We start from the raw sequence: 23,398 nt of genomic DNA on the forward strand, positions 1-23,398 counted from the left end.
TGGCAGGGCATCGAGCGAGCGTCTGCCGTGCAGTGTTGGTGCAGTCATGCTCTTCACGCTCCAGCGCAGGGCGAAGGCGGCGAACTTGCCGCCTGCCGCGGCGGTCTATGCTGCCATACCGTCAGGAGGACTCGCCTTGCTCACTCTTCGTTCGATGCCATTGCTGTTGGCCTTCGGCGCGATGCTCGCCCACGGCGCCGCCCAGGCCCGTGAATACCGCTACAGCGATGCCCATTTGCACTACGTGGATTTCTTCCAGGAAAGCGCCGGCATGGATGAGCTGCTGGAGAAGATGGCGCAGAACAACGTCGATCACGTGATGTTCTCCGGCATTCCGGTGGTCAAGAAATGGGACGAGGACGAACCCAAGCGCCCGCGTTACTATGCCGGCGACGACGCCAATGCCTACTGGTACAGCGCCACCGACGTGTTCGTTGCCGAGGCCTACAAGCGGCTGCCTGCCGAGCAGCGCCGTCGTTTTCACCCCTTCCTGTCCGGCTTCAACCCCAATGACAAGAATGCCGACGCGCACATCCGGCGCATGCTCGAACTCGATCCGGGTTTATGGCAGGGCATCGGCGAAATCTTCACTCGCCACGACGATCTCACCGCACTGATCCACGGCCGTGCGCCGAGGGCTGACAACGAGGCGCTGGCGCGGGTGTTCCACCTGGCCGCCGAATACGACCTGCCGGTGATGCTGCATTCCAACATCACTTCCAAGCGCGAGCGCAATCCGCTCTATCTGCAGGAGATCGAAAAACCGCTGCGCAATCATCCGCATGTGCGCTTCATCTGGGCACATGCCGGCACCAGCGCGGAAATTCATCGCCACCAGGAAAAACTGGACTTCCTCCTGCCGACCCTGGAACGCATGCTGGGCGACTACCCCAACCTGTATATCGACCTGTCCTGGACCGTGCTGCGCCCCTATCTGCTGGACGAAAACGGCAAACCGGACCCGGATTGGGTGCACCTGGTCAGCAGCTATCCCGAGCGTTTCATGATCGGCTCGGACGTGGTCGGCCGTTTTGGCAGCCTGGGCGAGTACATGCATGGTTTCGACCCCTTCCTCGACGCCTTGCCCGAGGACGTGGCGCACAAGGTGGCGCGGGACAACTTCCTCTCGGTGCTGCCGCGCAAGGTAAGGGCGGAGCTACCGCAGTAGAGCTGTCATCAGTTTGTCACCGCAGGGTCATAGGCTCGCGCTCATCTCAACGAGGAGCGCGTCATGCAGCATATTTCCAAGGTTTTGCTTGCCGGTCTGTTCGCTTTCACCGGCCTGGTTCAGGCGGACGTACGGGTTGAAGGGCCGGTGGAGTACGGCATCTTCACCACGGATTATCAGGACTTCCAGCCCGGCGAACGCGTACTGACGCGCAGCAGTCAGGATATCCAGGTCACCGACCGGATTCCCGCCAAGCTCGGCACCAAGTTCGGCATGCGCTACAGCCTGGCTGGCAAGCGCGAGGGGGATACGCCGCTGACGTTGCTGTATCTCACCCCAGGCGTGGTCACCCCGGACGGCCAGCGCCACGACAAGTTCGAGGTGGTGCAGAAGCTGGTGCCCGGCGCGCCGCAGGACGTGATGGCCTTCGAGTTCACCGAGCACCATGAGGTGGTGCCCGGGGAGTGGCACTTCATCGTCTATCAGGGCGATCGCAAGCTGGCCGAACAGCGCTTCGAGGTGCGCTGATCAGAGCAGGATGATCGCCCAGGTCAGGGCGATCATCAGCAGGGCGACCATCTGGGCCGCGCTGCCCATGTCCTTGGCCTGCTTGGACAGCGGATGCAGGCTCAGGGAGATGCGATCGACCACCGCCTCGATGGCTGAATTGAGCAGCTCCACTACCAGCGCCAGCATGGGTACCAGGATCAGCAGCGCCCGTTCGGCGCGGCTCACGTCCACCAGGCAGGCCAGCGGCAGCAATAGCAGGTTCAACCAGACCAGTTGGCGGAACGCGGCTTCACCCGTGTAAGCCGCCCGCAGGCCAGCCAGCGAATAGCCGCTGGCATCGAGAATGCGGCGCAGGCCTCGGCGCCCCTTGAGGTCAAGGGCATCCAGTCGCGGGCTGGGATTCACGGCTGCAGCACTCCCCAGGGGTTGTGCAGGGCATGCTGGTAAGCCTGCTGCAGGTAGACGATGGCGCTTTCCGGGATGGCGCCGCGATGCCGCTTCAATTGCCCGAGGTCGCGCTGTGCCTGACGCAGCAACCAGCGCCGTCGGCTCTTTTCCAGATCGAGCAGGGCCACATCCACGTCACCCTCGCTGCGCACCTTGACGAACAGGTGCTTGGGGTAGCAACAGCCATGCTGCCAGCCGCCGAGGTGCAGGCGCGCCAGGGTCACGGCCACCTGTTGCAGCACGGCATGCTCGAGCGCCTGCGCATGAGGCTGGGCATACCAGTCTTCGAGGCTGACGAAGCCGCTCAGCGCTTCAGTGACCAGCAGGGCCTGCCATTGGCCGGCCTGCTTGCGTGCCGCGCAGTAGATGATATTGGGTGTGCGGATGCCGAGCCGGGCGAAGGCGCGGTAGGCCTGCAGCTCGCGCAGGATGGTCGGCCGCCCGAGCGGATGGCGTGGCGAGCGGTGCAGGTGGCCAGTCTGGCGCTTGCAGTATAGCGGCGGGCGGCTGCTGTCCCAGGCTTGCAGCAGGCGCACGCCGCTTTCGCCACCACGACGCTGGTTGGCTTCTTCGACCCATTCACCTGGGCTGTGCCACCAGCGCTCGAATTCGCTGGAGGGCAGGGCGACCAAGGCTTTTTCGCTGAGGATGCCCATGTTCAGACCTCCTTGCGCAGCACGTAGGTGCGCCACATGGCATAGCCGGGCAGGAAGTCCAGGTGACCGACGATGTCGAAACCGGCCTGATGGAACTCCCCCTCGATCACCGCGCGCGGCACCACGAAGCGATTCTGGTTCTGCGTGGCGCGGCCAGCGGCGGCACGACGCGCTTCCAGGCGGCGGCGCTTCCAGGCCTTGTAATTGCCGTCGACCCACAGCGAGACGATCACGCTGTCGCGGCTGACCCGATGGAATTCACGCAGGATGGCCAGGCGATGCTCACTCGACTCGATATGGTGCAGCAGGCGGATGCAGAAGATGCAGTCCACCGCGTTGGCACCCAGGTCGATGGCGAAGGCCGAGGTACGAAAGCTGTTGACCCGTGCCACGACTTCGCGTGCTTGGGCGGCGCGGGCGGTGGCGAGCATGTCGGCGGAATTGTCGGCAGCGAGGATCACCCGGTTCTGCTGTTCGCAGAGCATGGGCCAGAAGCGCCCGGCGCCACAGGGCAGGTCGAGTACCAGGTTGGGCTGCTCGGCCAGCTTCAGGGCGCGTCGCGCCACCTGGATATCGCGCCAATGCGACAGGCGCCTGGCCAGGCCGTCCTGATGCTTGTGCAGGTACTGCTGGGCGTGGTCGAGGTCGTACTTGCGGGAGAATTCCAGTTCGATGGGGCTTGGCTTGTGCATGGCGAACGTCCGGCAATGGATTACGTTCGCTACCCTAGTGGTCAGGGCATCAAGTTCACGTCAAAGGGCTGTGAAAATTTCGTCAAGACGCGGCCGCCAGTTCCACCCGGAAACGGGTGCCCCCCCCAGGTTCACTCTGCAGGCTGACCTTCCAGCCCTGCTTGGTGCAGATTCGCTTGACCAGCGACAGGCCCAGACCGAGGCCTTCACCACGGGCCTGAGGGCCGCGGACGAAGGGCTGGAAGATCTGCTCGTGCTGTTCGACAGGAATCCCCGCACCGCTGTCTTCGATGCGGAAGGCGCCGCGTTCGAGGATCAGGCGCACGCTGCCGCGCTCGGTGTAGTGCAGGGCATTGCGCAGCAGGTTGGCCATCACCGTGGCGAGAAAGGTGGCGTTGTACTGGCCCTCGTCCTGGCCTTCGATGCGCATCTGGAAGTCCAGACCCTTCTCCTGCATCAGTGCTCCCCAACGCGTGGCCTGTTCCTCGGCGACACTGGCCAGCGAGCGATCGCCGACGAACGCCGCCGCGTTGCTCTTGTCGCGTGCCAGTTGCAGGAAGGTTTGCACCAGTTCGCGCATCTCCTCGCAGGCACGGGCGATGCGTGCCACCTGTTCCTTTTCGCGCGGGGCCAGCGGCGCCTCGGCGAGCAGTTCGCAGGAGGAGGCAATGACCATCAGTGGGGTGCGCAGCTCATGGCTGACATCGCTGGTGAACAGGCGCTCGCGCTCCAGTGACTGGCGTACCTGACCAAGGGTGCTGTCGAAGGCTGCCGCCAGTTGGCCGATCTCGTCATCCGGGTAATCCGGTGCCAGTGGCGGCGCCAGCGGGTGCAACTGGTCGCGGTGGCGCACCTGTTGTGCCAGGCGGGTGACCGGTGCCATGACCTTGCGGGCGGTGATCAGGCCCAGGCCCCAGGCTGCCAGCACGGTGAGCAGAAAACCGGCCAGCACCACGTTGAACAGGGCATTCTCGCGGGCCTCGAACTCCTCTTGATCCTCCACCAGCATGTAGGTCTGGCCGTTGATCTGCTGCACGTAGACGTAATACGCCTCATCACCGCTGAACAACTCGTTGAAGCCTTCTCGTAGACCTTCATACGCCTGGGGAATGGCGTACTCGGGGTGAGCCGAAGAGAAGAAGCGGGTGCTGCTGTCCAGGCGTGGCGCGTGGCCCTGGCTGATGTCCTCCCTCAGGGTTTCGCTCAGCTCACGACTCAGCTCCTGGGAGACCAGGTGTTCTTCGATGAAGTGCACCACCGCGACGATGCTCAGGGAAAACAGGCCGCTGACCACCACGGTCATCAGCACGAAGGCGATGAGAATGCGCCGCTCGAAGGGTTGCTTAGCCAGCATGGGCAGTCTCCGCCAGGCGATAGCCGACGCCGTGGATAGTATGCAGCAGGGGCGTGGGGAAGGGTTTGTCGAGCACCTGGCGCAACTGGTGGACGTGGCTGCGCAGGCTGTCGCTGTCCGGGCAGTCGTCGCCCCACAGTGCCTCCTCCAGCGCCTCGCGGCGCACCACGGCCGGGCTGCGTTGCATGAGGATGGCCAGCAGCTTGAGGCCCAGCGGGTTGAGCTTGAGCGGTTGACCGGCGCGGCTGACGTGCAGGGTGTCGAGGTCGTAGATCAGGTCGGCGATCTGCAACTGGCGTTTGCGGCTGCCTTGGCTGCGGCGCAGGATGGCTTCGATACGCGCCACCAGCTCGGACAGGGCGAAGGGTTTGATCAGGTAGTCATCGGCGCCGGCATTGAGGCCCTGCAGGCGATCATCGAGTGCATCGCGGGCCGTGAGCATGAGGATTGGTACCTCGTTGCGGCCATCCTCGCGCAGGCGCTTGCACACCTGATAGCCGTCGATGCCGGGCAGCATGATGTCCAGCACGATCAGGTCGTAATGACCGGTGCTGGCCAGGTGCAGGCCACTCAAACCGTCCTGCGCGCAATCCACGGTAAAGCCTTTGAGCTGCAGGTAGTCGAGCACGTTGGCGAGGATGTCCCGATTGTCTTCGATGACCAGAATGCGCATTGGTGGTGTCCCGGGTTTGACGATTTTTTCACATGGCTTTGACGAGCGGCTCACGCAGCCCTGAGCAGACTGAGGCACGTTTCATCCTGAAAGGATCATACGATGCCTCGGCTTCATTACGCGCAACTTCGTTATCTGTCGATCATTCTGCTGGTCTGGCTGGCAGTGTTCTTCCTCACCCGTAGCGTGCTGCTGGTCAGCCACCTGGGCGATGCCGGCGTCACGCCGGCCAATCTGCTGGGACTGTACGGGGTCGGCCTGGTCTATGACCTGAGTTTTCTGCTCTACGCCGCCACGCCCATGACCCTGTACCTGCTGCTGTGCCCGTCCTGGCTGTGGCAGCGGCGCTGGCATCAGCGGCTGCTGCTGGGCGTGGCCGCCGTCAGCATCTTCGTGATGTTCTTCACCGCCGTGGCGGAGTGGCTGTTCTGGGACGAATTCGGGGTGCGCTTCAATTTCATCGCCGTGGATTACCTGGTGTACTCCAAGGAGGTGGTGGACAACATCCTCGAGTCCTACCCGATCTACCCGCTGCTGGCGTTGCTGGCTGCCCTGGCGATTGGCCTGACTTTCGTCCTGCGGCGTGCCCTGCATGATGCGCTGCAGGCGCCGCGTCTGCCATTCAAGCGCGCGGTGCCTGGCGTGATGCTGCTGGCCTTGCTGGTGGGCCTGTGTCTTGCCCTGGTCGGCCAGGATGCGCCACGCGGGCTGGGGGGCAACACCTATCAGCGCGAACTGGCGAGCAACGGGCCGTACCAGTTCTTCGCCGCCTTCCGTAACAACGAGCTGGATTATCGGCAGTTCTACGCCACCTTGCCGGATCAGGCCGTGGCCAGCTTGCTGCGTGAGGAAGTGAGCGAACCCAATGCGCGCTTCATCGGCAGCGATCCGGAGGACATCCGCCGGGTGATCGACAACCCGGGCCAGCCCAAGCCGCTCAATGTGGTGCTGGTGACCATCGAAAGCCTCAGTGCCAAGTACCTGGGCAGTTTCGGCGATAGCCGTGGACTGACCCCGAACCTCGACGAGCTGCGCAAGCACAGCCTGGTGTTCACCCATTTCTACGCTACCGGTACCCGTACCGACCGTGGCCTGGAGGCGATCACCCTGTCCATGCCGCCGACGCCGGGGCGCTCCATCGTCAAACGCATCGGTCGCGAGGCCGGCTATGCCAGCCTGGGTCAGCAATTGACTGCCAAGGGCTATGACAGCGTGTTCATCTACGGCGGTCGTGGCTATTTCGACAACATGAATGCGTTCTTCGGCGGCAATGGCTATCGCATCGTCGACCAGAGCAGCGTCGCCGACGCCGACATGAGCTTCCAGAACGCCTGGGGCATGGCCGACGAGGATCTCTACCGCCAGGCGCTGAAGGTGGCCGATGCCGACCATGCCAGCGGCAAGCGCTTCTTCCTGCAACTGATGACCACCTCCAACCACCGTCCCTACACCTATCCCGATGGTCGTATCGACATCAAGTCGGGCGAGGGGCGTGAGGGGGCGGTGAAGTACACCGACTATGCCATCGGCCAGTTCCTCACCGAGGCGCGCAGCAAGCCCTGGTTCGACGACACCCTGTTCGTCTTCGTCGCCGACCACACCGCCGGCAGCGCCGGGCGCGAAGACCTGCCGGTGGCCAACTACCACATCCCGCTGTTCGTCTACTCGCCGAAACACATCAACCCGGCCGAATACGCCGACGTGGCCAGCCAGATCGACGTGGCGCCGACGTTGCTGGGGCTGATGAACATGGACTACGTGTCCACCTTCTTCGGCCGCAACCTGCTGCGTGAGGATCACGCCCAAGGCCGTGCGCTGCTGGGCAACTACCAGCATCTGGGGCTGTTCGACGGCCACGACCTGGCCATTCTCAGTCCGCGCCAGGGCATGCGCCGCCACGTGGATGCCCTGGGGCTCAGCCGTGAGACACGCGTCGACAGCGATGATCCGCTGATGCGTCGTGACATCGCCTACTACCAGGGGGCCAGCCACGCCTTTCAGAAGCGTCTGATCGCCTGGCATCCCGGCGGGCAGTCCGATTCTCAACTGAGCCAGCGCTGAGGAGCCGAGCATGAGGTCACGTTACTTCAACTTCCCGCTGGCTCTGGGCGTCCCGCTGTTGATGATGGCCTTGCTGCTGGCGATTGACCCCAGCCCCCTGGACTTTGCCATCGAGCATCTGTTCTACCAGCCTGGCGAGGGCTTTATCGGTCGTCACAGTTTCTGGCTGGAAGACATCCTGCATGACCGAGCCAAGCAGGCGGTCATCGTCGTCGGTGTGCTGGCCATCGCCGGCTTCCTGCTCAGCCTGTTGCCGACGCGGTTGCGGCCTTGGCGCCGTGCGCTGGGCTATCTGGTGCTGGCGTTGGGGCTTTCCACTTCGGTAGTCACGCCGCTGAAGACCCTGACCGGCATGCATTGCCCCTGGAGTCTCAGCGAGTTCGGTGGCCAGGAACATTTCACGCCGTTGCTCGCCGAGCGTGCGCCCACTGCCAATCCGGGGCGCTGTTGGCCGGGCGGCCACGCCTCGGCCGGGTTCTCGCTGATCGCGCTGTTCTTCGTTTTGCGTGACCGCAGGCCGCGTGCCGCCCGTGTCGCGCTGATGGTGGCGCTCGGTCTCGGCTCGCTGTTCTCGCTGGGGCGCATGCTGCAGGGCGCGCATTTTCTTTCACACAACCTGTGGACGCTATTGATCGATTGGGTCATCTGCCTGGTGACCTACCGTCTGGTGCTGTATCGGGCACCTGCCGTACAGGCGCAGCAAGAACAACTGGCATGGGGAGGGCAGGGGTAATGAAAGGTTTGTTGCAGATGTTACGCGTGGTTATCGCCGCTGCTGTATTCCTGGGTGCTCTGTTGGCGTTGCCCCTGAGCATGGCCTGGGGCGCCAGCAATCCCGCTGCGCCGGCCATGCCGGTGCGGCCGGCCGGCTGGGCGCAGCCGCTGGACAAGCACATCAACCTCTATCGCATGGCGCCCGATCTGTATCGCAGCGCCTTGCCCAAGGCGCAGGACTGGCCGCAACTGCAGCACCTCGGCGTTACCACGGTGATCAACTTCTATCAGCAGGGTGACGGGCAATGGCTGCGCGACCCGCGTGTGCGCCAGGTTCATTTACCGTTGCACACCGACCGTATCGACGACAGCGACGTGATCGAGGTGATGCGCAGCATCCGCCAGGCCCAGGCGCAAGGCCCGGTGCTGATCCATTGCAAGCACGGACAGAACCGTACGGGGCTGATCGCCGCGATGTATCGAATCATCTATCAGGACTGGAGCAAGGAGCAGGCGCTGGCCGAGATGGCCGGCGGCGGCTTCGGTGGTGAGGATCGCATGGGCGATGCCGAACGCTACATTCGCGGTGCCGACATCGGCGCGTTGCGCACCGCTCTGGAGAGCGGTGCCTGCAGCACCAGCCCCTGGGCGCTGTGCCAGCTCAAGGCGGCGTTGTCTGGTTGGATGGCCGGTGCCTGACATGAACCTGTACCGACGGATGCTGCTGGGGGGGTGCTGGTCACGCTCGTGGCCTGCCAGAGCCTGCGTGAGAGCATGCTGGCCGCCGACTACCCGCCAGCCTTCGTCGATGGTTTCGAGGCGGGCTGCCAGAGTGGACGGGCAGCCGCCGGCCCGCTGGGCGGTTACACCAAGGCGCTCAGCCGCTATCAGTCCGAGCCTCTGTACACGCAAGGGTGGGACGATGGCTTTCGCCAGTGCGAGCAGAGCCAGCAACGTGACGACTGGCATGTGAGCAGCGAGCAGGACTGGCGCGATCGCGAATGGCGTCACCACGTCGATCAGGCGATGGCCAAGGCGCTGAATCGCTAGGGTCTTTCCGCAGCGTGCCGATCACTTTTTCGTACCTTCGTCCAAACTCCGGATATCTGAACTAGGCTCCTGAAGGGGTCAGTCGTCATGCTGTAGAAGCTGTGCATGTGACCGTTCGAGAACTCAGGCACAAACGCGCCGAGCGCCTCGGGCATTCACAGAATCGCCAGGGGCGGCGCACAACCGAAACAGGTGAATCGAATGTCGCTGCGCAATATGTCCATTGCTCCCCGTGCAGGTCTGGGGTTCGGTCTGGTGGCGTTGCTGGTCTTGCTGATGGGCATATGGATGCTCGTCACGCTGCAAAACATCAATCAACAGTCACAGGAGGTGGAAGACAACTGGGTACCCAGCATTCTGGCACTCAACGATCTGTCGCAGACGGTGCTGCGGGTACGCGCGCTGACCCTGCGCGTATTGGTCGACCGCGACGTGGCCAAGTCCGAACTGACCCTCAAGCGGGCGGACGAGTTGCTGAACTATGTCCAGAATGTCTATGAGGCTTATGAGTCGCGTATTTCTTCCACGAAGGAGCAGCAACTATTCGAGCAGTTCCGCGCGGCCGAGAAAAGCTATCTGGCAGAGCGCGCCGAGGTGCTACGTCTGGCGCAGACGGGCGATTTCGATGCGGCCATGGCCCGCTTCGAGACGGATGTGCTCAATCGCCATGCCGATGCGTTGGCCACGTCCTTGACCGCGCTGGCAAAATTGAACGACGAGGGGGTCAAGGCGGCAACCGAGTCCATCGCGCGTGCCAATAGCGAGGCCCGGTACGGTGTTTTCGTCGCCATTGCCCTGGCACTCGGCATTACCATCTTGCTCGCCGTGGTGCTGACCCGCAGCATCGTCGCGCCGCTTGGTGAGGCGGTACAGGCCGCCGAATTCGTTGCGTCTGGCGATCTCACGCAGACCATTCATGCTGCAGGCAAGGACGAGCCGGCGCGTCTGCTGAACGCCCTGAAGGCAATGCAGGGTAGCCTGCGCAGCACCATTCAGAGCATCGCCGACTCGTCCAATCAATTGGCTTCGGCATCCGAAGAGCTGCATGCCGTCACCGAAGACGCCACCCGTGGCCTGCATCAGCAGAACACCGAGATCGAACAGGCGGCTACGGCGGTCAATGAAATGACCGCCGCAGTGGAGGAGGTGGCGCGCAATGCCGTGAGCACCTCGGAAGCCTCGCGCGCTTCCACCCAGACTGCCCACCAGGGTCGCGAACAGGTGCGTCAGACGGTGGAGTCCATCGGTCAGTTGGCGACTGATGTGGCCAGTACCGCCGGCGAGGTGGAGCAACTGGCGCAACGGGTGCAGGAGATTGGCAAGGTGCTCGACGTGATCCACTCCATCGCCGAGCAGACCAACCTGCTGGCGCTTAATGCCGCCATCGAGGCCGCTCGTGCCGGCGAACAGGGCCGTGGTTTCGCCGTGGTGGCCGATGAGGTACGCCTGCTGGCGCAGCGCACACAGCAATCGACCCAGGAAATCGAGCAGATGATCGGCGGCATCCAGAGTGGTACTCAGCGCGCTGTCAGCGCCATGCAAAGCAGCAATGGGCGCACGCGCTCGACACTGGAGGTGGCGCAGGCCGCCGGCGGGGCGCTGGAGCAGATTACCGAGGCCATTGCCTCGATCAACGAGCGCAATCTGGTGATCGCCAGTGCTTCTGAAGAGCAGGCGCAGGTGGCGCGAGAGGTGGATCGCAACCTGGTCAATATCCGCGATCTGTCGATGCAGACTTCGGCTGGGGCCAACCAGACCACTGCTGCGAGTCAGGAGCTGTCTCGTCTGGCGGTGGATCTCAACAGCCTGGTGGCGCGCTTCAAGGTCTGACAGCTCGGATGCGACAAACGAAAACGGCGCCCGTAGGCGCCGTTTTCTATACAGCAGCGCGTAGGGCGTACTCGCTAAGTACGCCGTTGGATCAGGGGGTTACTGCAGGTTCAGGCGCGTGCAGAGCCCGCCCAGGAGGGCGAACGGAATCGTCGTGGAATAGGTTGAGCGGCATGGATGCCGCGAGAGCCACGATGGGCCAGGGATGGCCCACCGCGGCGGGCCTCTGGAGCGACGGTGGAGTGAGCGAACCCTGGCGCAGTCAGGGCCGGATGATCGGGCGGAGGGTTTTGGTTACTTTTGCCCTACAAAAGTGACTCGCCCGGGAGGGCGAAACCAAAAACATCAGCAGAACGCCGATAAGCAGCTTGAACACCGAAAACGACCGAAACCAATACACAAACTTGCCAGTCCAGTGTCAACCAGCATTCCCCCTAAAATGCAATAACCCTTAAATGAAAACGGCGCCCGCAGGCGCCGTTTCTCTTCACAGCTATAGCCGTTACTTACCAGCCCAGCGCTTGAGCACCAGGGTGGCGTTGGTGCCGCCGAAACCGAAGCTGTTGCTCATCACGGTGTCGATCTTGGCGTTTTCTTCGGTCTTGCGCACGATCGGCATATCGGCCACTTCCGGGTCGAGTTCGTCGATGTTGACCGAGCCGGCGATGAAGTTGTTTTCCATCATCAGCATGCAGTAAATGGCTTCCTGCACGCCGGCAGCGCCCAGGCTGTGGCCGGAGAGGCTCTTGGTGGAGCTGATCTTCGGCGCCTTGTCCGCGAACACTTCGCGCACGCCGCGGATTTCCGCCACGTCGCCCACCGGCGTCGAGGTGCCGTGGGTGTTGAGGTAGTCGATCGGGGTGTCGACGGTGGCCAGCGCCTGCTGCATGCAGCGCACCGCGCCTTCACCGCTCGGGGCGACCATGTCGTAGCCGTCGCTGGTGGCGCCGTAGCCGACGATCTCGGCGTAGATCTTGGCGCCACGGGCCAGGGCGTGTTCCAGTTCCTCGACCACCACCATGCCGCCACCGCCGGCGATGACGAAACCGTCACGCTTGGCGTCGTAGGCGCGCGAGGCCTTTTCCGGGGTCTCGTTGTACTGGGTGGAGAGGGCGCCCATGGCGTCGAACAGGCAGCTCTGGCTCCAGTGTTCTTCCTCGCCGCCGCCGGCGAAGACCACGTCCTGCTTGCCCAGTTGGATCTGTTCCATAGCCTGGCCGATGCAATGCGCGCTGGTGGCACAGGCCGAAGAAATGGAGAAATTCACGCCCTTGATCTGGAAGGGCGTGGCCAGGCAGGCGGAAACGGTGCTGCCCATGGTACGGGTGACGCGGTATGGGCCGATGCGCTTGACGCCTTTCTCGCGCAGGATGTCCAGGGCTTCCATCTGGTTGAAGGTGGAAGCGCCGCCGGAGCCTGCGATCAGACCGGTACGCGGGTTGGAAACCTGCTCCGGAGTCAGGCCGGCGTCCTTGATCGCCTGCTCCATGGACAGGTAGGCGAAGGCGGCCGCGTCGCCCATGAAACGCATGATCTTGCGGTCGATCAGCTCTTCCAGGTTCAGGTTAACGGAGCCGGAAACATGGCTGCGCAGGCCCATTTCCGCGTAGGACGGGTTGAAGCGGATACCCGATTTGCCTTCGCGCAGGCTGCTGGCAACGGTTTCTTTGTCAGTACCCAGGCAGGAAACGATGCCCAGACCGGTAATCACGACACGACGCATATGCAAGTCCTTCAGAAACTGTCGGTGGAGGTGAAGAGGCCGACACGCAGGCCTTCAGCGCTGTAGATTTCACGGCCGTCGACGCTGACGTTGCCATCGGCGATGCCGAGAATCAGCGAGCGGTTGATGGTGCGCTTGATATGAATGTTGTAGGTGACTTTCTTGGCGGTCGGTAGTACCTGACCGAAGAATTTGACTTCGCCGCTGCCCAGCGCGCGGCCACGGCCGGGGTTGCCCTGCCAGCCGAGATAGAAGCCGACCAGTTGCCACATGGCGTCGAGGCCCAGGCAGCCTGGCATCACCGGGTCGCCCTCGAAGTGGCAGGCGAAGAACCACAGGTCCGGGTTGATGTCGAGCTCCGCGACGATTTCGCCCTTGCCATACTTGCCGCCGGTTTCACTGATATGAACGATGCGATCGATCATCAGCATGTTCGGGGCGGGCAGTTGCGCGTTCCCCGGGCCGAACAGTTCGCCGCGGCCGCAGGCGAGCAGATCTTCCCGAGAGTAGGCGTTTGGTTTTGTCATGCGAGCTCCTCAATTGTCCCCATGCATCTAAGGCTGGGCGAATCGTCCTGGCCGGCACCAACGCTGGGTGTATGCCGGCAGCCTAGTCATAGACTGTTGCGTTGTGGTGAAAGTCACAGTGCGATGAGTACAGTTGTACTCCGCTCGCCTGCGCTTGTCACAGGGCTGCCATCACGGCATGTAACGGCGTACGTTGTGTCTTGCCCGTTCCTGCCCTCTCAAGGGTGCAGCCAACGTTGCAGAATGCGCTGCAGATCCGCCCGTTTGAAGGGTTTGGCCAGGTAATCGTTCATGCCCGCGGCCAGGCAGGTTTCGCGGTCGCCCTGCAACGCGTTGGCGGTCAGGGCAATGATCGGCACCGCATGCCCTTGTGCCTGCTGGCGAATCTGCCGGGTGGCTTCGTAGCCGTCCATCAGCGGCAGGCGGCAATCCATGAGAATCGCCGCGTAAGGCTGCTCTGCAAAGCGTTGCACGGCCTGCTGACCATCGGCTGCCAGGCTGACTCGGTAGCCTAGACTACGCAGCATGGCTTCGATCACGGTCTGGTTGACCGGGTTGTCTTCCACCAGCAGAACCTGCTGGCCATCACCTGTACCCAGAGGTTGACCCTCGATGTCAGCCGGATGTTCCTGTGCTGGACGGAAGGGCAGGGGAATCTCCAGGGTGAACACCGAGCCGCTGCCTACCTGACTCTCCACGTTCAGGGTGCCGCCCATGCGTTCGGCCAGCGTGCGCGCGATGGGCAGGCCCAGGCCCGTGCCACCATAGCGGCGGGAAATCGAGTTGTCCGCCTGGGCGAAGGCATCGAACATGCGCCCGAGGTGCTCGCTGTCGATGCCGATGCCGGAGTCGCGTACCGAGCAGGTGAACCAGAGCACCTGCTCGTCCAGTATCTGCCACTGGGCGTGCAGGGCGATGCTGCCTTCTTCGGTGAACTTCAGCGCGTTGCCGATCAGATTGACCAGGATCTGCCGGATGCGCGTGGGGTCGCCGCTGATTTCCAGGTGTTCCAGGCCCGGCTGGATTTCCAGGGAAAGCTCCAGGCCGCGTTGTTGGGCACTGTGTTGGAACACCTGTACTGACCCTTCGAGCAGTTCCGGCAGGTTGAAGGGAATGCTCTCCAGCTCCAGGGCGCCGCGTTCGATGCGCGAGAAATCGAGTATGTCGTTGATCACCTTGAGCAGGTGTTCGGTGGATTCGGCAGCCAGGGCGGCGTATTCGGCCTGTTCGTCGTTGAGCTCGGTGGTCTCCAGCAGTTGCAGCATGCCCAGCACGCCATTCATCGGGGTGCGCAGCTCATGGCTCATCATGGCCAGGAAATCGGATTTGGCGCGGTTGGCCTGCTCCGACTCCTCGCGCGCCTGCACCAGCGCTTCGATGGCCAGGCGTTGCTCACGGCCGCTGCGATCCAGAGTGCTGGCCAGGTTGTTGATATGCCGCGCGAGGTCGGTCAGCTCGTCGTTGCCCACCTCGCGCAGGGGCTGGCTATAGTCGCCGCCCTGGATACGCTCCAGCGCCTGGCCCATGGCGCTGATCGGCTGCGCCAGACGCCTGGCGAGGCGGCGGGCAAGGAGAAAGGTAAGAAGCAGGGCGAGCAGCGACAGCACGGCGGCCTTGAGCAGGATCTCCTGCTGCCGGGCGTTGAAGGTGTCGTTGGACATGGCCACCACCACGCGGCCCAGATAGCCATTGTGGCTGGTTGGCGTGCCGAGCACGTTGGCGGCCGGGCGCTGCAGGCGAATGGCGGCCTGGAACACCTCCACGTGCGCCGTGCCCTGGCCATGAGGCTTGGGCCGCTCGACGTAGACCAGGATATTGTCGTCGCGATCGCGTACCTCGGCGAAGCGTACGTCCGGGGTATCCAGCGTGGCCCTCAGCAGGCGGTCGAGGGCGTCGAGATTGCCGCTGAGAAACACCTGCTCGGTGGCTGGGGCGAGCTGATTGGCGATCAACTGGCCGGTGTGGTTGAGTTCCTGACGCAGATCCTGCAGCCGGGTGAAAGTGAGAAAACCCGTCAATAGCAACGTCAGCAACAGGGCCGGACCGACGCTGATCAATTGGGTCCGGGTATGGATGTTCCAACCACGGCGTTGGCTCATGGCTGAAGACTCTGGGTGGGGAGCAGGGCAGTACCGGCAGGCACGATTCCGTCCTTGGCGATGAACGTCAAACGTGCATGGTAACCGACCTGCAGGTCTTTGCCAGTGGTGCCCTGCATTTGCCGAAAGCGTCTGAGAACCGGTTCAAGCTCCGGCCTCGACAGTCTTGCGCCTCGTCGGCTGGCCGGCCCGGGCATTTTTGCCCCTGGCCGATGGCTCTCGGCTCCGTATAATGCCTGTAAAACGCCAGCCTAGATGGCTTCAATCGGATGATTTATGACTGAGTCCCTTCCCATTGCCGTGCTCGGTGGCGGCAGCTTCGGTACTGCTCTGGCCAACCTGCTGGCGGAAAACGGTCAGCGTGTCCTGCAGTGGATGCGCGACCCCGAGCAGGCTGAGCAGATGCGCCGCAATGGCGAGAATCCACGCTACCTCAAGGGGGTCAAGCTGCATCCCGGCATCGAGCCGACCAGCGACATGCAGATGGCCCTGGAGCAGGCCGAACTGGTGCTGGTGGCCTTGCCTTCCAGCGCGCTGCGCGAGGCCCTGCAGCCAGTGGCCGGGCTCCTGGCTGGCAAGATGCTGATCAGTACCACCAAGGGCATCGAGGCCAAGAGCTTCAAGCTGATGAGCCAGATTCTCGAGGAAATCGCCCCGGCGGCGCGCATCGGTGTGCTGTCCGGGCCGAACCTGGCCAAGGAAGTGGCCGATCACGCCTTGACCGCGACGGTCATCGCCAGCGAGGACGAGGCGCTTTGCCTGCGTGTGCAGGAGGCCCTGCACGGTCGAACCTTCCGCGTTTACGCCAGTGCCGACCGTTTCGGCGTCGAACTCGGCGGCGCGCTGAAGAACGTCTACGCCATCATGTCCGGCATGGCTGCCGCCCTGGGCATGGGCGAGAACACCAAGAGCATGCTGATCACCCGTGCCCTGGCGGAGATGACCCGTTTCGCGGTCAAGCTCGGCGCCAACCCCATGACCTTCCTTGGTCTGGCCGGGGTGGGCGACCTGATCGTTACCTGTTCGTCACCGAAAAGCCGCAACTATCAGGTCGGCTTCGCCCTGGGCGAGGGGCTGAGCCTGGAGGAGGCGGTGGAGCGCCTGGGCGAGGTGGCCGAAGGGGTCAACACCCTGCGCGTACTCAAGGCTCGGGCCGAGGAGCTGGACGTCTATATGCCCCTGGTCGCCGGGCTGCATGCCGTACTGTTCGAGGGGCGCACCCTGGCCCAGGTGATCGAGCTGCTGATGACCGGCGAACCGAAAACCGATGTCGATTTCATCCCCACCGCAGGTTTCTGAAGGAGAGCAGAGCATGAGCGACGAACAACGGGAACTGGCGCGCGAATCGATACTGCTGCGCATCCTCTGGATGGTGATTTTCGTCATCGTCTGGCAACTGGCGGAGCTGCTGCTGGGGGCCGTGGTGCTGCTGCAACTGGGTTATCGCCTGTTCTACGGCGCACCGAACGCCAGCCTGCTCGGGTTTGGCGACAGCCTCAGCCAGTACCTGGCGCAGATCGGCCGCTTCGGCACCTTCAATACCGATGAAAAACCCTGGCCTTTCGCCGACTGGCCGACGCCGCGCGCTCCGGAAGGCGAGGCGGCGCACAGCATCCCGCCAGCGCCGCACCCGGTGCGTGACGAGGAGCCCAAGCTGTGAGGCTGTGGCTGCTGCGTCATGGTGAGGCCGAGCCGCAGGCGGCCAGCGACGCCGCCCGCGAGCTCACCGCCCACGGTCGCAAGGAAGTACGGCAGGCTGCCGCGCAACTGGCCGGTCGGCCGCTGAGCGCCATCATCGCCAGCCCCTACGTGCGTGCGCAGCAGACGGCGGAGCTGGTGCGCAGCGAGCTGGCCTTCGCCGGCCAGATAGATACCGTGCCCTGGCTGACACCGGACAATGACCCGCGGGATGTCCTGAAACACCTCGATGGACGAGAGGGTGTCGAGGTGTTGCTGGTCAGTCACCAGCCGCTGATCGGTGCTCTGGGTGGGTTGCTGGTGCACGGCCACTGTCAGGAGCCGCTGCCCATGCGTACGGCCAGCCTGGCGGAACTGGAAGGTGATATCCCGGCAGCCGGGCTGATGGAGCTGTTGGCGCTGATTCATCCGTATTGAGCAGCTTCAAGCTGCAAGCCACAAGCTGCAAGCAAAAGCCTTTAGGGGCACTGGGTCTCGCACAGGCTGATCCGCCTGCCGCCTGAAGCAGAAACATTTCTTAACTTGCGCCTCCTCGATGTGCGTGGAATAGTCAACCAAGCAAGTGCTTGGTTGACCCCTACAAAAACAACAAGGAGGACGCCCTGTGGCTGATGCGATCCGTTTGCCGCTCGAGCTGTTCTATGAGCGTGAAGCAAGGCACCCGAACAAACGCTACATGGTTCAACCGCTGCCCGGCGGTCAACTGCTCGAGCTGAGCTGGGCGGATGTAGGGGAGCAGGCGCGACGCGCGGCCAACTGGCTGCGTAGCCGCGAACTGCCCCCTGGTAGCCGTATCGCCATCGTTTCCAAGAACTGCGCGCACTGGATCATCGCTGACCTGGCGATCTGGATGGCCGGGCATGTTTCGGTGCCGCTGTATCCCAACCTCACCGCGGATTCGCTGCGTCAGGTGCTGGTGCACTCGGAGGCGGCCCTGGCCTTCATCGGCAAGCTCGATGATTGGCCGAGCATGGCGCCGGGCCTGCCCGAAGGTGTGCCGACCATCAGCCTGCCGCTGCATCCGCTGGGCAGCTTCGATCACCGCTGGGACGACCTGCAGTGCAGTGCGCCGATCCAGGACGACCCCAAGCCGGCCCCCGGCCAACTGGCCACCATCATCTACACCTCCGGCACCACCGGTATGCCCAAGGGGGTGATGCACAGCTTCTCCAATCTGGGCTTCGCCGCCAGCAATGCCACCGGCCTGTTCGGCGTGAACGAAGACGACCGGGTGATTTCCTACCTGCCGCTGTGCCATGTGGCCGAGCGCATGTTCGTCGAACTGGCCTCGCTCTATGGCGGGCAGACGGTGTTCTTCGCCGAGAGCCTGGACAGCTTCCTCGATGACCTCAAGCGGGCGCGCCCCACCGTGATGTTCGGCGTGCCGCGGATCTGGACCAAGTTCCAGATGGGCGTGTACACCAAGATGCCGGCGCACAAGCTCGAGCGTCTGCTCAGGTTGCCGATCATCGGCCGCATCGTCGGGCGCAAGGTGCTGGCCGGCCTGGGTCTCGATGCCGTGCGCTACGCGCTGTCCGGCGCCGCGCCGGTGCCTGAGGCGCTGCTCAACTGGTATCGCCGCCTGGGTATGGAAATCCAGGAGGTCTACGGCATGACCGAAAACTGTGGTTACTCCCATGTATGCCGGCCCGGTCGTTTCAAGCAGGGCTGGATTGGTCAGAACAACCCGGGCGTGGAGGTGCGCATCGCCGAGGACGGCGAGGTGCAGGTGCGCAGTGGGGCCAATATGCAGGGTTATTACAAGGAGCCGCTGAAGACCGCTGAAGCCATCACCGACGATGGTTTCCTGCGTACCGGCGACAAGGGCGAGCAGGACGCCGAGGGCAATCTGCGTCTGACCGGGCGGATCAAGGAGATCTTCAAGACCAGCAAGGGCAAGTACGTGGCGCCTGCGCCCATCGAGAACCGTCTGGGCGAGCACCCGCGGATCGAACAGGTGTGCGTGGTGGGCGATGGCCTGCCGCAGCCCATCGCGCTCTGCGTGCTGTCGGATATCGGTCGCCAGGAGTCGGCCAACGAGGCGCGCGCAGGCCTCGAAAGCAGTCTGCGTGCGCTGGTCGAGGAGATCAACGGGCGTCTCGACCAGCACGAGCGCCTGCAGGGGTTGGTGCTGGTCAAGGAGGTCTGGGGCGTGGATAACGGCTTCCTCACGCCGACGCTGAAGATCAAGCGTGCGGTGATCGAAGGCATCTACGGCGAGCGCTTCGGCGAATGGCAGCAGCGTGGCGAAGTGGTGCTCTGGCACGATTGAAGCCTGTGGTGGGCTGGCGCATGCTGGCCCGGTATTTCCAGCGCAAGGATATTTCCATGAGCCTTTGGCAGCGTACGCCTGATCTCGAGGCACTCAATGCAAGCCTGAGCAATACCATCGGCGAAGTACTCGACATCCGTTTCGAGTCCTTCGACGACGACTCGATCAGCGCCAGCATGGCGGTCGATGCTCGTACCCATCAGCCTTATGGCCTGCTGCACGGCGGCGCCTCGGTGGTGCTTGCCGAAACCCTGGGCTCGATGGCCAGCTACCTGTGCATCGATCCCGAGCGTTTCTATTGCGTGGGTCTGGAGGTGAACGCCAATCACCTGCGTGGCTTGCGCAGCGGGCGTGTTCATGCGGTCGCGCGCGCCGTGCACCTGGGGCGCAGCACCCATGTCTGGGACATTCGCCTGCATGGCGATGACGGCAAACCCAGTTGCATCTCACGCCTGACCGTGGCCATCGTGCCGCTGGGTGAGCAACCGCCAGGGCGCTGAGTAAGGCTGCAATTTCATCCAAGCTTTAGCCGAGCCATGGCGCTAGAGTGGGCGCCATGGAACAGATCACTCACACCCAGAGCAGTTTGCCCGGCGTCCGCCTGATCGACGCCGAGTACCATCGCTTCGCCTTTCCCCGGCATTTCCACCTCGAATATCACGTCGGCCTGCTGGTGCAGGGGCAGCACCGCTATGTCTATGGCGGCGAGCGGCGTCAGGCCGGGGCAGGGGATGTGCTGCTGATGGCGCCGGAGGGCATCCACGACGGTGCCTGCCTGGATGGTGCGGGCTATCGCATTCGGGTCATGGCGTTCGATCCGCATTGGCTCGACGAGGCCAGCCGCAGCCTGAGCGAAGGGCGCCAGGGCGCGCCGAGGCTGACCACCACGAGTCTGCGTCATCCCTTGCTGGCGCAGCGCCTGCAGCACTTTCATGCCGCCATGCTCGGGGGCTCGCCACTGGCTCAGGAAAGCGCGCTCTGGCAGGCCCTGGCGCAGTTGCTGGAAATGGGTTCGAGCTTGCGCATCAGTGAGCCGAATCGGGCATTCGACAGGCAAACCTGGCAGCGTCTGCGCGATTGGCTGGAGAGTCGCCTGGACGATCCTCCTTCACTGGAAGAACTCGCCGCCTTCTGCGCCATGAGTCCCTGGCAGGCATTGCGGCGTTTCCGTCAGCACACCGGTCTGCCACCGCACCAGTGGCTCACCCAGTTGCGCCTGCAACGTGCGTTGCCGCTGGTATTGGCAGGCCAGCCACTGAGCGAGATCGCCCTGCGCCTGGGCTTCTACGATCAGGCGCATTTCTCGCGGTTGTTCCGTCGTACCTATGGGCTGCCGCCGGCGCGCCTGCGCCAGGGCTGATACCGGCAAACACTGCGCTACCTTCCTCTCATCTGGAGAACGCAATGCAGGAGACATCCGTCTTGCTGTCGCTCGCTGCCGTCTTCGCGGTGGCCCTTGTCAGTCCCGGGCCGGACGTGGCCCTGGTGGTGCGTACCGCCTTGCACCAGGGCCGCCGGGCCGGTCTGCTCAGCGCCCTGGGGCTGGCCTGCGGCATTCTCCTGCATGGCACCCTGGTGCTCAGCGGCGTGGCCTTGCTGCTCAGCCGCACCCATTGGTTGTTCGAGCTGGTGCAGGTCGCTGGCGCGCTCTACCTGGGCTGGTTGGGTATCGGTGCGGTACAGGCCTGGTGGCGCGGCGGCACGAGCAGCCGGCGCCTGGACGGCGAGCTGGCCCCTTCGGCATTCGGCCCCTGGTTGCGCGGAGTGCTGACCAACCTGGGCAATCCCAAGGCGCTGGTATTCTTCCTGGCGCTGCTCAGCAGCCTGGTGCCGGCGGACATGTCGCTGCCAGGCAAGATGGCCTGTGCCGCGCTCCTGTTCGGCCTCAGTCTGTTCTGGTTCAGCTTGCTGGGCCTGACCCTGAGTCGCCCGGCGATGCGTCAGCGGCTGCTGCAGGTGGCGCCGACCGTCGATTTCGTTTGTGGCCTGGTGTTTCTACTGGTGGCCGCGAGCATCGTCGGACACCTGGCGTCATAGGCCTGGCCATTGCGCCGTCATCCATGGCGGTTACGGTCATTGCCGGCCTGGCGAGGCTGCTGGAGAATTGCCGCATGTTCTCTTGCAGGAATCGCGCATGTCGCAGCCGATCTTCTTCGCCCATGCCAATGGCTTTCCATCTGCCACCTACGGCAAGCTGTTCGCCGCGCTGGCACCGGACTACCGGGTGCTGCATCTCCAGCAGCATGGTCACGACCCGGCGTTTCCGGTGGATGACAACTGGAGCAATCTGGTGGAGGAGCTGATCCACCATCTGCGCAAGGGCGGCGAGCGGGTCTGGGGCGTCGGCCACTCGCTCGGTGGCGTGCTGCATTACCATGCCGCGCTGCGTTGCCCGGAGCTGTACCGCGGCGTGGTGATGCTCGACTCGCCGATACTGACCCTGGCCGATCGCATGGTGATTCGTGCGGCCAAGCGCTTCGGCTTCATCGATCGCATCACCCCGGCTGGGCGAACCTTGGGCCGGCGCGAGGCCTTCGCCGACCTGGCCGAGGCGCGTGCCTATTTCGCCGGTAAGACGTTATTTCGCCGTTTCGACCCCGAGTGCCTCGATGCCTATGTCGAGCATGGTCTGCAGCCAGTGGAGCAGGGCCTGCGCCTGCGTTTCGACGCTGCGACGGAAATCAGCATCTACCGCAGCGTGCCGCATATCGCGCCGGGCAAGCCGCGCCAGCTCGCCGTGCCGCTGGCCATGGTGCGGGGGCGGCATAGCCGTGTGGTGTTGCCACACCATACCCGCGCGGTACGGCGCATGCCGCGCGCCGAATACCATCAGCTACCGGGCGGGCACATGTTTCCCCTGGAGCGCCCGCAGGACACCGCAGCGCTGCTGCGCCAGTTGTTCGCGCGCTGGAGCGCCGCCGAGGAGGTGTGCGCATGAGCCTGGCATTCGAGGAAGTGCGTCTGAGCCTGTCGCATATCGAGCTGGCCGCCCATCTGTATGGCCCGGAGGATGGCAGGCCGGTGATCGCCCTGCACGGTTGGCTGGACAACGCCGCCACCTTCGCGCACCTGGCGCCGCGCCTGCACGGGGTGCGCATCGTCGCTCTGGACTTCGCCGGGCACGGCCATTCCGACCATCGTCCAGCAGGGACGGATTACGCGCTCTGGGCTTACGCCCATGACGTGTTGATGGTGGCCGAACAGTTCGGCTGGCAGCGTTTCTCCATGCTCGGTCATTCCATGGGCGCCATCACCGCCGTACTGCTGGCCGCTGCCGTGCCCGAGCGCATCGAGCGCCTGGCGCTGATCGACGGCTTGCTGCCATATACCAGCGAGGCGGATGAAGCGCCGGCCAAGCTGGGTGACGCCTTGCGTGCCAAGCTGGCTCTGGAAGGCAAGCGCAAACCGGTTTATGCCGACCTGGAGCGTGCAGTGAAGGCGCGCATGACCGGCATCGGAGCGGTCAGCTACGAGGCCGCCGAACTGCTCGCCCGCCGCGGTCTGATGCCGGTGCCGGGTGGCTATACCTGGCGCAGCGATGCGCGGCTGACCCTGCCTTCGCCGCTGCGCCTGAGTCGTGCCCATGCCGAGGCCTTCGTGCGTGCGCTGCAGTGTCCGGTGAGCCTGGTGCTGGCCGAGCAGGGCATGGTGCTGGCCCAGCCGCAACTGGAAACTTTGCTGGCAAGTCTGCCATTCGACATCCATCGTCTGCCTGGCGGCCATCACCTGCATCTGAACGATGAAACCGGGGCCCAGCGTGTAGCGGATTGTTTCAATCCATTCCTGGGCTCGCCTTGACTTGATGGAGGCCCTTGAGGAAAGGTGTGGCGGTCTGCCATGGAGAATTGCATGATCGTCAGCCCCTTCATCTGCCACACGCAGCGCCTGGCTGTAGCATCCGGCGCGCGGGCCTCCACGAAACCT

24 protein-coding genes are annotated in these 23,398 nt (G+C 63.9%); 16 read left to right on the plus strand and 8 right to left on the minus strand.

All coding sequences use genetic code 11. From position 1 onward, the window contains the following. The first annotated feature begins 154 nt into the window (after nt 1-154). Both PVE35_RS10550 and PVE35_RS10555 read left to right on the plus strand, forming a co-directional pair. On the plus strand, nt 155-1,168 hold the full coding sequence (locus PVE35_RS10550; protein ID WP_277374874.1) for an amidohydrolase family protein: 1,014 nt from the start codon (nt 155-157) through the stop codon (nt 1,166-1,168). A 63-nt stretch (nt 1,169-1,231) separates the two neighbouring features. Continuing rightward, entirely contained in the window at nt 1,232-1,696 is a 465-nt protein-coding gene (locus PVE35_RS10555; protein WP_268177715.1) for a DUF3859 domain-containing protein, read from the plus strand. Here the strand turns inward: PVE35_RS10555 and PVE35_RS10560 are convergent, their stop codons facing one another. The 5 genes from PVE35_RS10560 to PVE35_RS10580 all read right to left on the minus strand — a co-directional run bounded on the left by PVE35_RS10560 (nt 1,697) and on the right by PVE35_RS10580 (nt 5,500). After that, on the minus strand, nt 1,697-2,083 hold the full coding sequence (locus PVE35_RS10560; RefSeq protein ID WP_277374600.1) for a diacylglycerol kinase: 387 nt from the start codon (nt 2,081-2,083) through the stop codon (nt 1,697-1,699). It abuts the gene before it with no gap. Next, nucleotides 2,080-2,781 carry a lipopolysaccharide kinase InaA family protein gene (locus tag PVE35_RS10565; protein WP_277374601.1) on the minus strand — a complete coding sequence of 234 codons (702 nt, stop codon included), beginning with the start codon at nt 2,779-2,781 and terminating at the stop codon, nt 2,080-2,082. Before PVE35_RS10565 ends, PVE35_RS10560 begins: the two co-directional genes overlap by 4 nt. Nucleotides 2,782-2,783: 2 nt before the next feature. Next, nucleotides 2,784-3,473 carry a class I SAM-dependent methyltransferase gene (locus tag PVE35_RS10570; protein ID WP_268177712.1) on the minus strand — a complete coding sequence of 230 codons (690 nt, stop codon included), beginning with the start codon at nt 3,471-3,473 and terminating at the stop codon, nt 2,784-2,786. An 82-nt stretch (nt 3,474-3,555) separates the two neighbouring features. Beyond that, nucleotides 3,556-4,827: a HAMP domain-containing sensor histidine kinase gene (locus PVE35_RS10575; protein ID WP_277374602.1), complete on the minus strand. Its 1,272-nt coding sequence runs from the start codon at nt 4,825-4,827 to the stop codon at nt 3,556-3,558. Then, nucleotides 4,817-5,500, minus strand: a complete 684-nt coding sequence (locus tag PVE35_RS10580) for a response regulator transcription factor (RefSeq protein WP_277374603.1) — start codon at nt 5,498-5,500, stop codon at nt 4,817-4,819. Before PVE35_RS10580 ends, PVE35_RS10575 begins: the two co-directional genes overlap by 11 nt. Nucleotides 5,501-5,602: 102 nt before the next feature. On the opposite strand from PVE35_RS10580, the gene PVE35_RS10585 reads away from it, so the two are divergent. The 5 genes from PVE35_RS10585 (at nt 5,603) to PVE35_RS10605 (ending at nt 11,155) form a co-directional block, all read left to right on the plus strand. Beyond that, nucleotides 5,603-7,561, plus strand: coding sequence for an alkaline phosphatase family protein (locus PVE35_RS10585; protein WP_268177707.1), 1,959 nt, complete (start codon nt 5,603-5,605; stop codon nt 7,559-7,561). 10 nt (nt 7,562-7,571) lie between these two features. Next, nucleotides 7,572-8,294, plus strand: a complete 723-nt coding sequence (locus PVE35_RS10590; RefSeq protein ID WP_277374604.1) for a phosphatase PAP2 family protein — start codon at nt 7,572-7,574, stop codon at nt 8,292-8,294. Continuing rightward, nucleotides 8,294-8,974 (plus strand): dual specificity protein phosphatase family protein, encoded by a 681-nt coding sequence (locus PVE35_RS10595; RefSeq protein ID WP_277374605.1) that lies wholly within the window; start codon nt 8,294-8,296, stop codon nt 8,972-8,974. Before PVE35_RS10590 ends, PVE35_RS10595 begins: the two co-directional genes overlap by 1 nt. A gap of 33 nt (nt 8,975-9,007) precedes the next feature. Continuing rightward, on the plus strand, nt 9,008-9,325 hold the full coding sequence (locus tag PVE35_RS10600) for a hypothetical protein (RefSeq protein WP_277374606.1): 318 nt from the start codon (nt 9,008-9,010) through the stop codon (nt 9,323-9,325). Nucleotides 9,326-9,526: 201 nt separating this feature from the next. Next, nucleotides 9,527-11,155: a methyl-accepting chemotaxis protein gene (locus PVE35_RS10605; RefSeq protein WP_277374607.1), complete on the plus strand. Its 1,629-nt coding sequence runs from the start codon at nt 9,527-9,529 to the stop codon at nt 11,153-11,155. A gap of 502 nt (nt 11,156-11,657) precedes the next feature. Here PVE35_RS10605 and fabB read toward each other — a convergent pair. The 3 genes from fabB to PVE35_RS10620 all read right to left on the minus strand — a co-directional run bounded on the left by fabB (nt 11,658) and on the right by PVE35_RS10620 (nt 15,504). Next, nucleotides 11,658-12,878, minus strand: a complete 1,221-nt coding sequence (gene fabB, locus PVE35_RS10610; RefSeq protein WP_268177702.1) for a beta-ketoacyl-ACP synthase I — start codon at nt 12,876-12,878, stop codon at nt 11,658-11,660. A gap of 11 nt (nt 12,879-12,889) precedes the next feature. Then, complete coding sequence (gene fabA / locus PVE35_RS10615) at nt 12,890-13,405, minus strand: 3-hydroxyacyl-[acyl-carrier-protein] dehydratase FabA (RefSeq protein WP_268177701.1); 516 nt, start codon at nt 13,403-13,405, stop codon at nt 12,890-12,892. Nucleotides 13,406-13,623: 218 nt separating this feature from the next. Next, a complete protein-coding gene (locus PVE35_RS10620) occupies nt 13,624-15,504 on the minus strand; it encodes a response regulator (RefSeq protein ID WP_268177700.1) in 1,881 nt (626 codons plus the stop codon). A 276-nt stretch (nt 15,505-15,780) separates the two neighbouring features. Between PVE35_RS10620 and PVE35_RS10625 the strand changes: the two genes are divergently transcribed. The 9 genes from PVE35_RS10625 to PVE35_RS10665 all read left to right on the plus strand — a co-directional run bounded on the left by PVE35_RS10625 (nt 15,781) and on the right by PVE35_RS10665 (nt 23,272). After that, entirely contained in the window at nt 15,781-16,803 is a 1,023-nt protein-coding gene (locus PVE35_RS10625; protein WP_268177699.1) for an NAD(P)H-dependent glycerol-3-phosphate dehydrogenase, read from the plus strand. A 13-nt stretch (nt 16,804-16,816) separates the two neighbouring features. Further along, nucleotides 16,817-17,164 carry a DUF4389 domain-containing protein gene (locus PVE35_RS10630; protein WP_277374608.1) on the plus strand — a complete coding sequence of 116 codons (348 nt, stop codon included), beginning with the start codon at nt 16,817-16,819 and terminating at the stop codon, nt 17,162-17,164. Further along, entirely contained in the window at nt 17,161-17,619 is a 459-nt protein-coding gene (sixA, locus tag PVE35_RS10635) for a phosphohistidine phosphatase SixA (protein WP_268177697.1), read from the plus strand. The genes PVE35_RS10630 and sixA overlap by 4 nt, the downstream gene beginning before the upstream one ends. A gap of 187 nt (nt 17,620-17,806) precedes the next feature. Next, a complete protein-coding gene (locus tag PVE35_RS10640) occupies nt 17,807-19,474 on the plus strand; it encodes an AMP-binding protein (protein ID WP_277374609.1) in 1,668 nt (555 codons plus the stop codon). Nucleotides 19,475-19,530: 56 nt separating this feature from the next. Next, entirely contained in the window at nt 19,531-19,974 is a 444-nt protein-coding gene (locus PVE35_RS10645) for a hotdog fold thioesterase (RefSeq protein WP_277374610.1), read from the plus strand. Nucleotides 19,975-20,030: 56 nt separating this feature from the next. Then, the gene (locus PVE35_RS10650; RefSeq protein ID WP_277374611.1) at nt 20,031-20,834 is read left to right on the plus strand and encodes an AraC family transcriptional regulator; all 804 of its coding nucleotides are present in this window, start codon (nt 20,031-20,033) and stop codon (nt 20,832-20,834) included. Between the two features lie 44 nt (nt 20,835-20,878). Beyond that, nucleotides 20,879-21,511, plus strand: a complete 633-nt coding sequence (locus PVE35_RS10655; protein ID WP_277374612.1) for a LysE family translocator — start codon at nt 20,879-20,881, stop codon at nt 21,509-21,511. Between the two features lie 97 nt (nt 21,512-21,608). After that, complete coding sequence (locus tag PVE35_RS10660) at nt 21,609-22,412, plus strand: alpha/beta hydrolase (protein WP_277374613.1); 804 nt, start codon at nt 21,609-21,611, stop codon at nt 22,410-22,412. Continuing rightward, nucleotides 22,409-23,272, plus strand: a complete 864-nt coding sequence (locus tag PVE35_RS10665) for an alpha/beta fold hydrolase (protein WP_277374614.1) — start codon at nt 22,409-22,411, stop codon at nt 23,270-23,272. The genes PVE35_RS10660 and PVE35_RS10665 overlap by 4 nt, the downstream gene beginning before the upstream one ends. Nucleotides 23,273-23,398: the final 126 nt, after the last annotated feature.

Source organism: Pseudomonas sp. AA-38 (assembly GCF_029457475.1).
GTDB lineage: Bacteria > Pseudomonadota > Gammaproteobacteria > Pseudomonadales > Pseudomonadaceae > Aquipseudomonas.

Coding starts and splice junctions, on each gene's coding strand:
- PVE35_RS10550 (WP_277374874.1), top strand. CDS start 155: ATGCCATTGCTGTTGGCCTTCGGCGCGATGCTCGCCCACGGCGCCGCC.
- PVE35_RS10555 (WP_268177715.1), top strand. CDS start 1,232: ATGCAGCATATTTCCAAGGTTTTGCTTGCCGGTCTGTTCGCTTTCACC.
- PVE35_RS10565 (WP_277374601.1), bottom strand. CDS start 2,781: ATGGGCATCCTCAGCGAAAAAGCCTTGGTCGCCCTGCCCTCCAGCGAA.
- PVE35_RS10570 (WP_268177712.1), bottom strand. CDS start 3,473: ATGCACAAGCCAAGCCCCATCGAACTGGAATTCTCCCGCAAGTACGAC.
- PVE35_RS10575 (WP_277374602.1), bottom strand. CDS start 4,827: ATGCTGGCTAAGCAACCCTTCGAGCGGCGCATTCTCATCGCCTTCGTG.
- PVE35_RS10580 (WP_277374603.1), bottom strand. CDS start 5,500: ATGCGCATTCTGGTCATCGAAGACAATCGGGACATCCTCGCCAACGTG.
- PVE35_RS10585 (WP_268177707.1), top strand. CDS start 5,603: ATGCCTCGGCTTCATTACGCGCAACTTCGTTATCTGTCGATCATTCTG.
- PVE35_RS10590 (WP_277374604.1), top strand. CDS start 7,572: ATGAGGTCACGTTACTTCAACTTCCCGCTGGCTCTGGGCGTCCCGCTG.
- PVE35_RS10595 (WP_277374605.1), top strand. CDS start 8,294: ATGAAAGGTTTGTTGCAGATGTTACGCGTGGTTATCGCCGCTGCTGTA.
- PVE35_RS10605 (WP_277374607.1), top strand. CDS start 9,527: ATGTCGCTGCGCAATATGTCCATTGCTCCCCGTGCAGGTCTGGGGTTC.
- fabB (WP_268177702.1), bottom strand. CDS start 12,878: ATGCGTCGTGTCGTGATTACCGGTCTGGGCATCGTTTCCTGCCTGGGT.
- fabA (WP_268177701.1), bottom strand. CDS start 13,405: ATGACAAAACCAAACGCCTACTCTCGGGAAGATCTGCTCGCCTGCGGC.
- PVE35_RS10620 (WP_268177700.1), bottom strand. CDS start 15,504: ATGAGCCAACGCCGTGGTTGGAACATCCATACCCGGACCCAATTGATC.
- PVE35_RS10625 (WP_268177699.1), top strand. CDS start 15,781: ATGACTGAGTCCCTTCCCATTGCCGTGCTCGGTGGCGGCAGCTTCGGT.
- PVE35_RS10630 (WP_277374608.1), top strand. CDS start 16,817: ATGAGCGACGAACAACGGGAACTGGCGCGCGAATCGATACTGCTGCGC.
- PVE35_RS10645 (WP_277374610.1), top strand. CDS start 19,531: ATGAGCCTTTGGCAGCGTACGCCTGATCTCGAGGCACTCAATGCAAGC.
- PVE35_RS10650 (WP_277374611.1), top strand. CDS start 20,031: ATGGAACAGATCACTCACACCCAGAGCAGTTTGCCCGGCGTCCGCCTG.
- PVE35_RS10655 (WP_277374612.1), top strand. CDS start 20,879: ATGCAGGAGACATCCGTCTTGCTGTCGCTCGCTGCCGTCTTCGCGGTG.
- PVE35_RS10660 (WP_277374613.1), top strand. CDS start 21,609: ATGTCGCAGCCGATCTTCTTCGCCCATGCCAATGGCTTTCCATCTGCC.
- PVE35_RS10665 (WP_277374614.1), top strand. CDS start 22,409: ATGAGCCTGGCATTCGAGGAAGTGCGTCTGAGCCTGTCGCATATCGAG.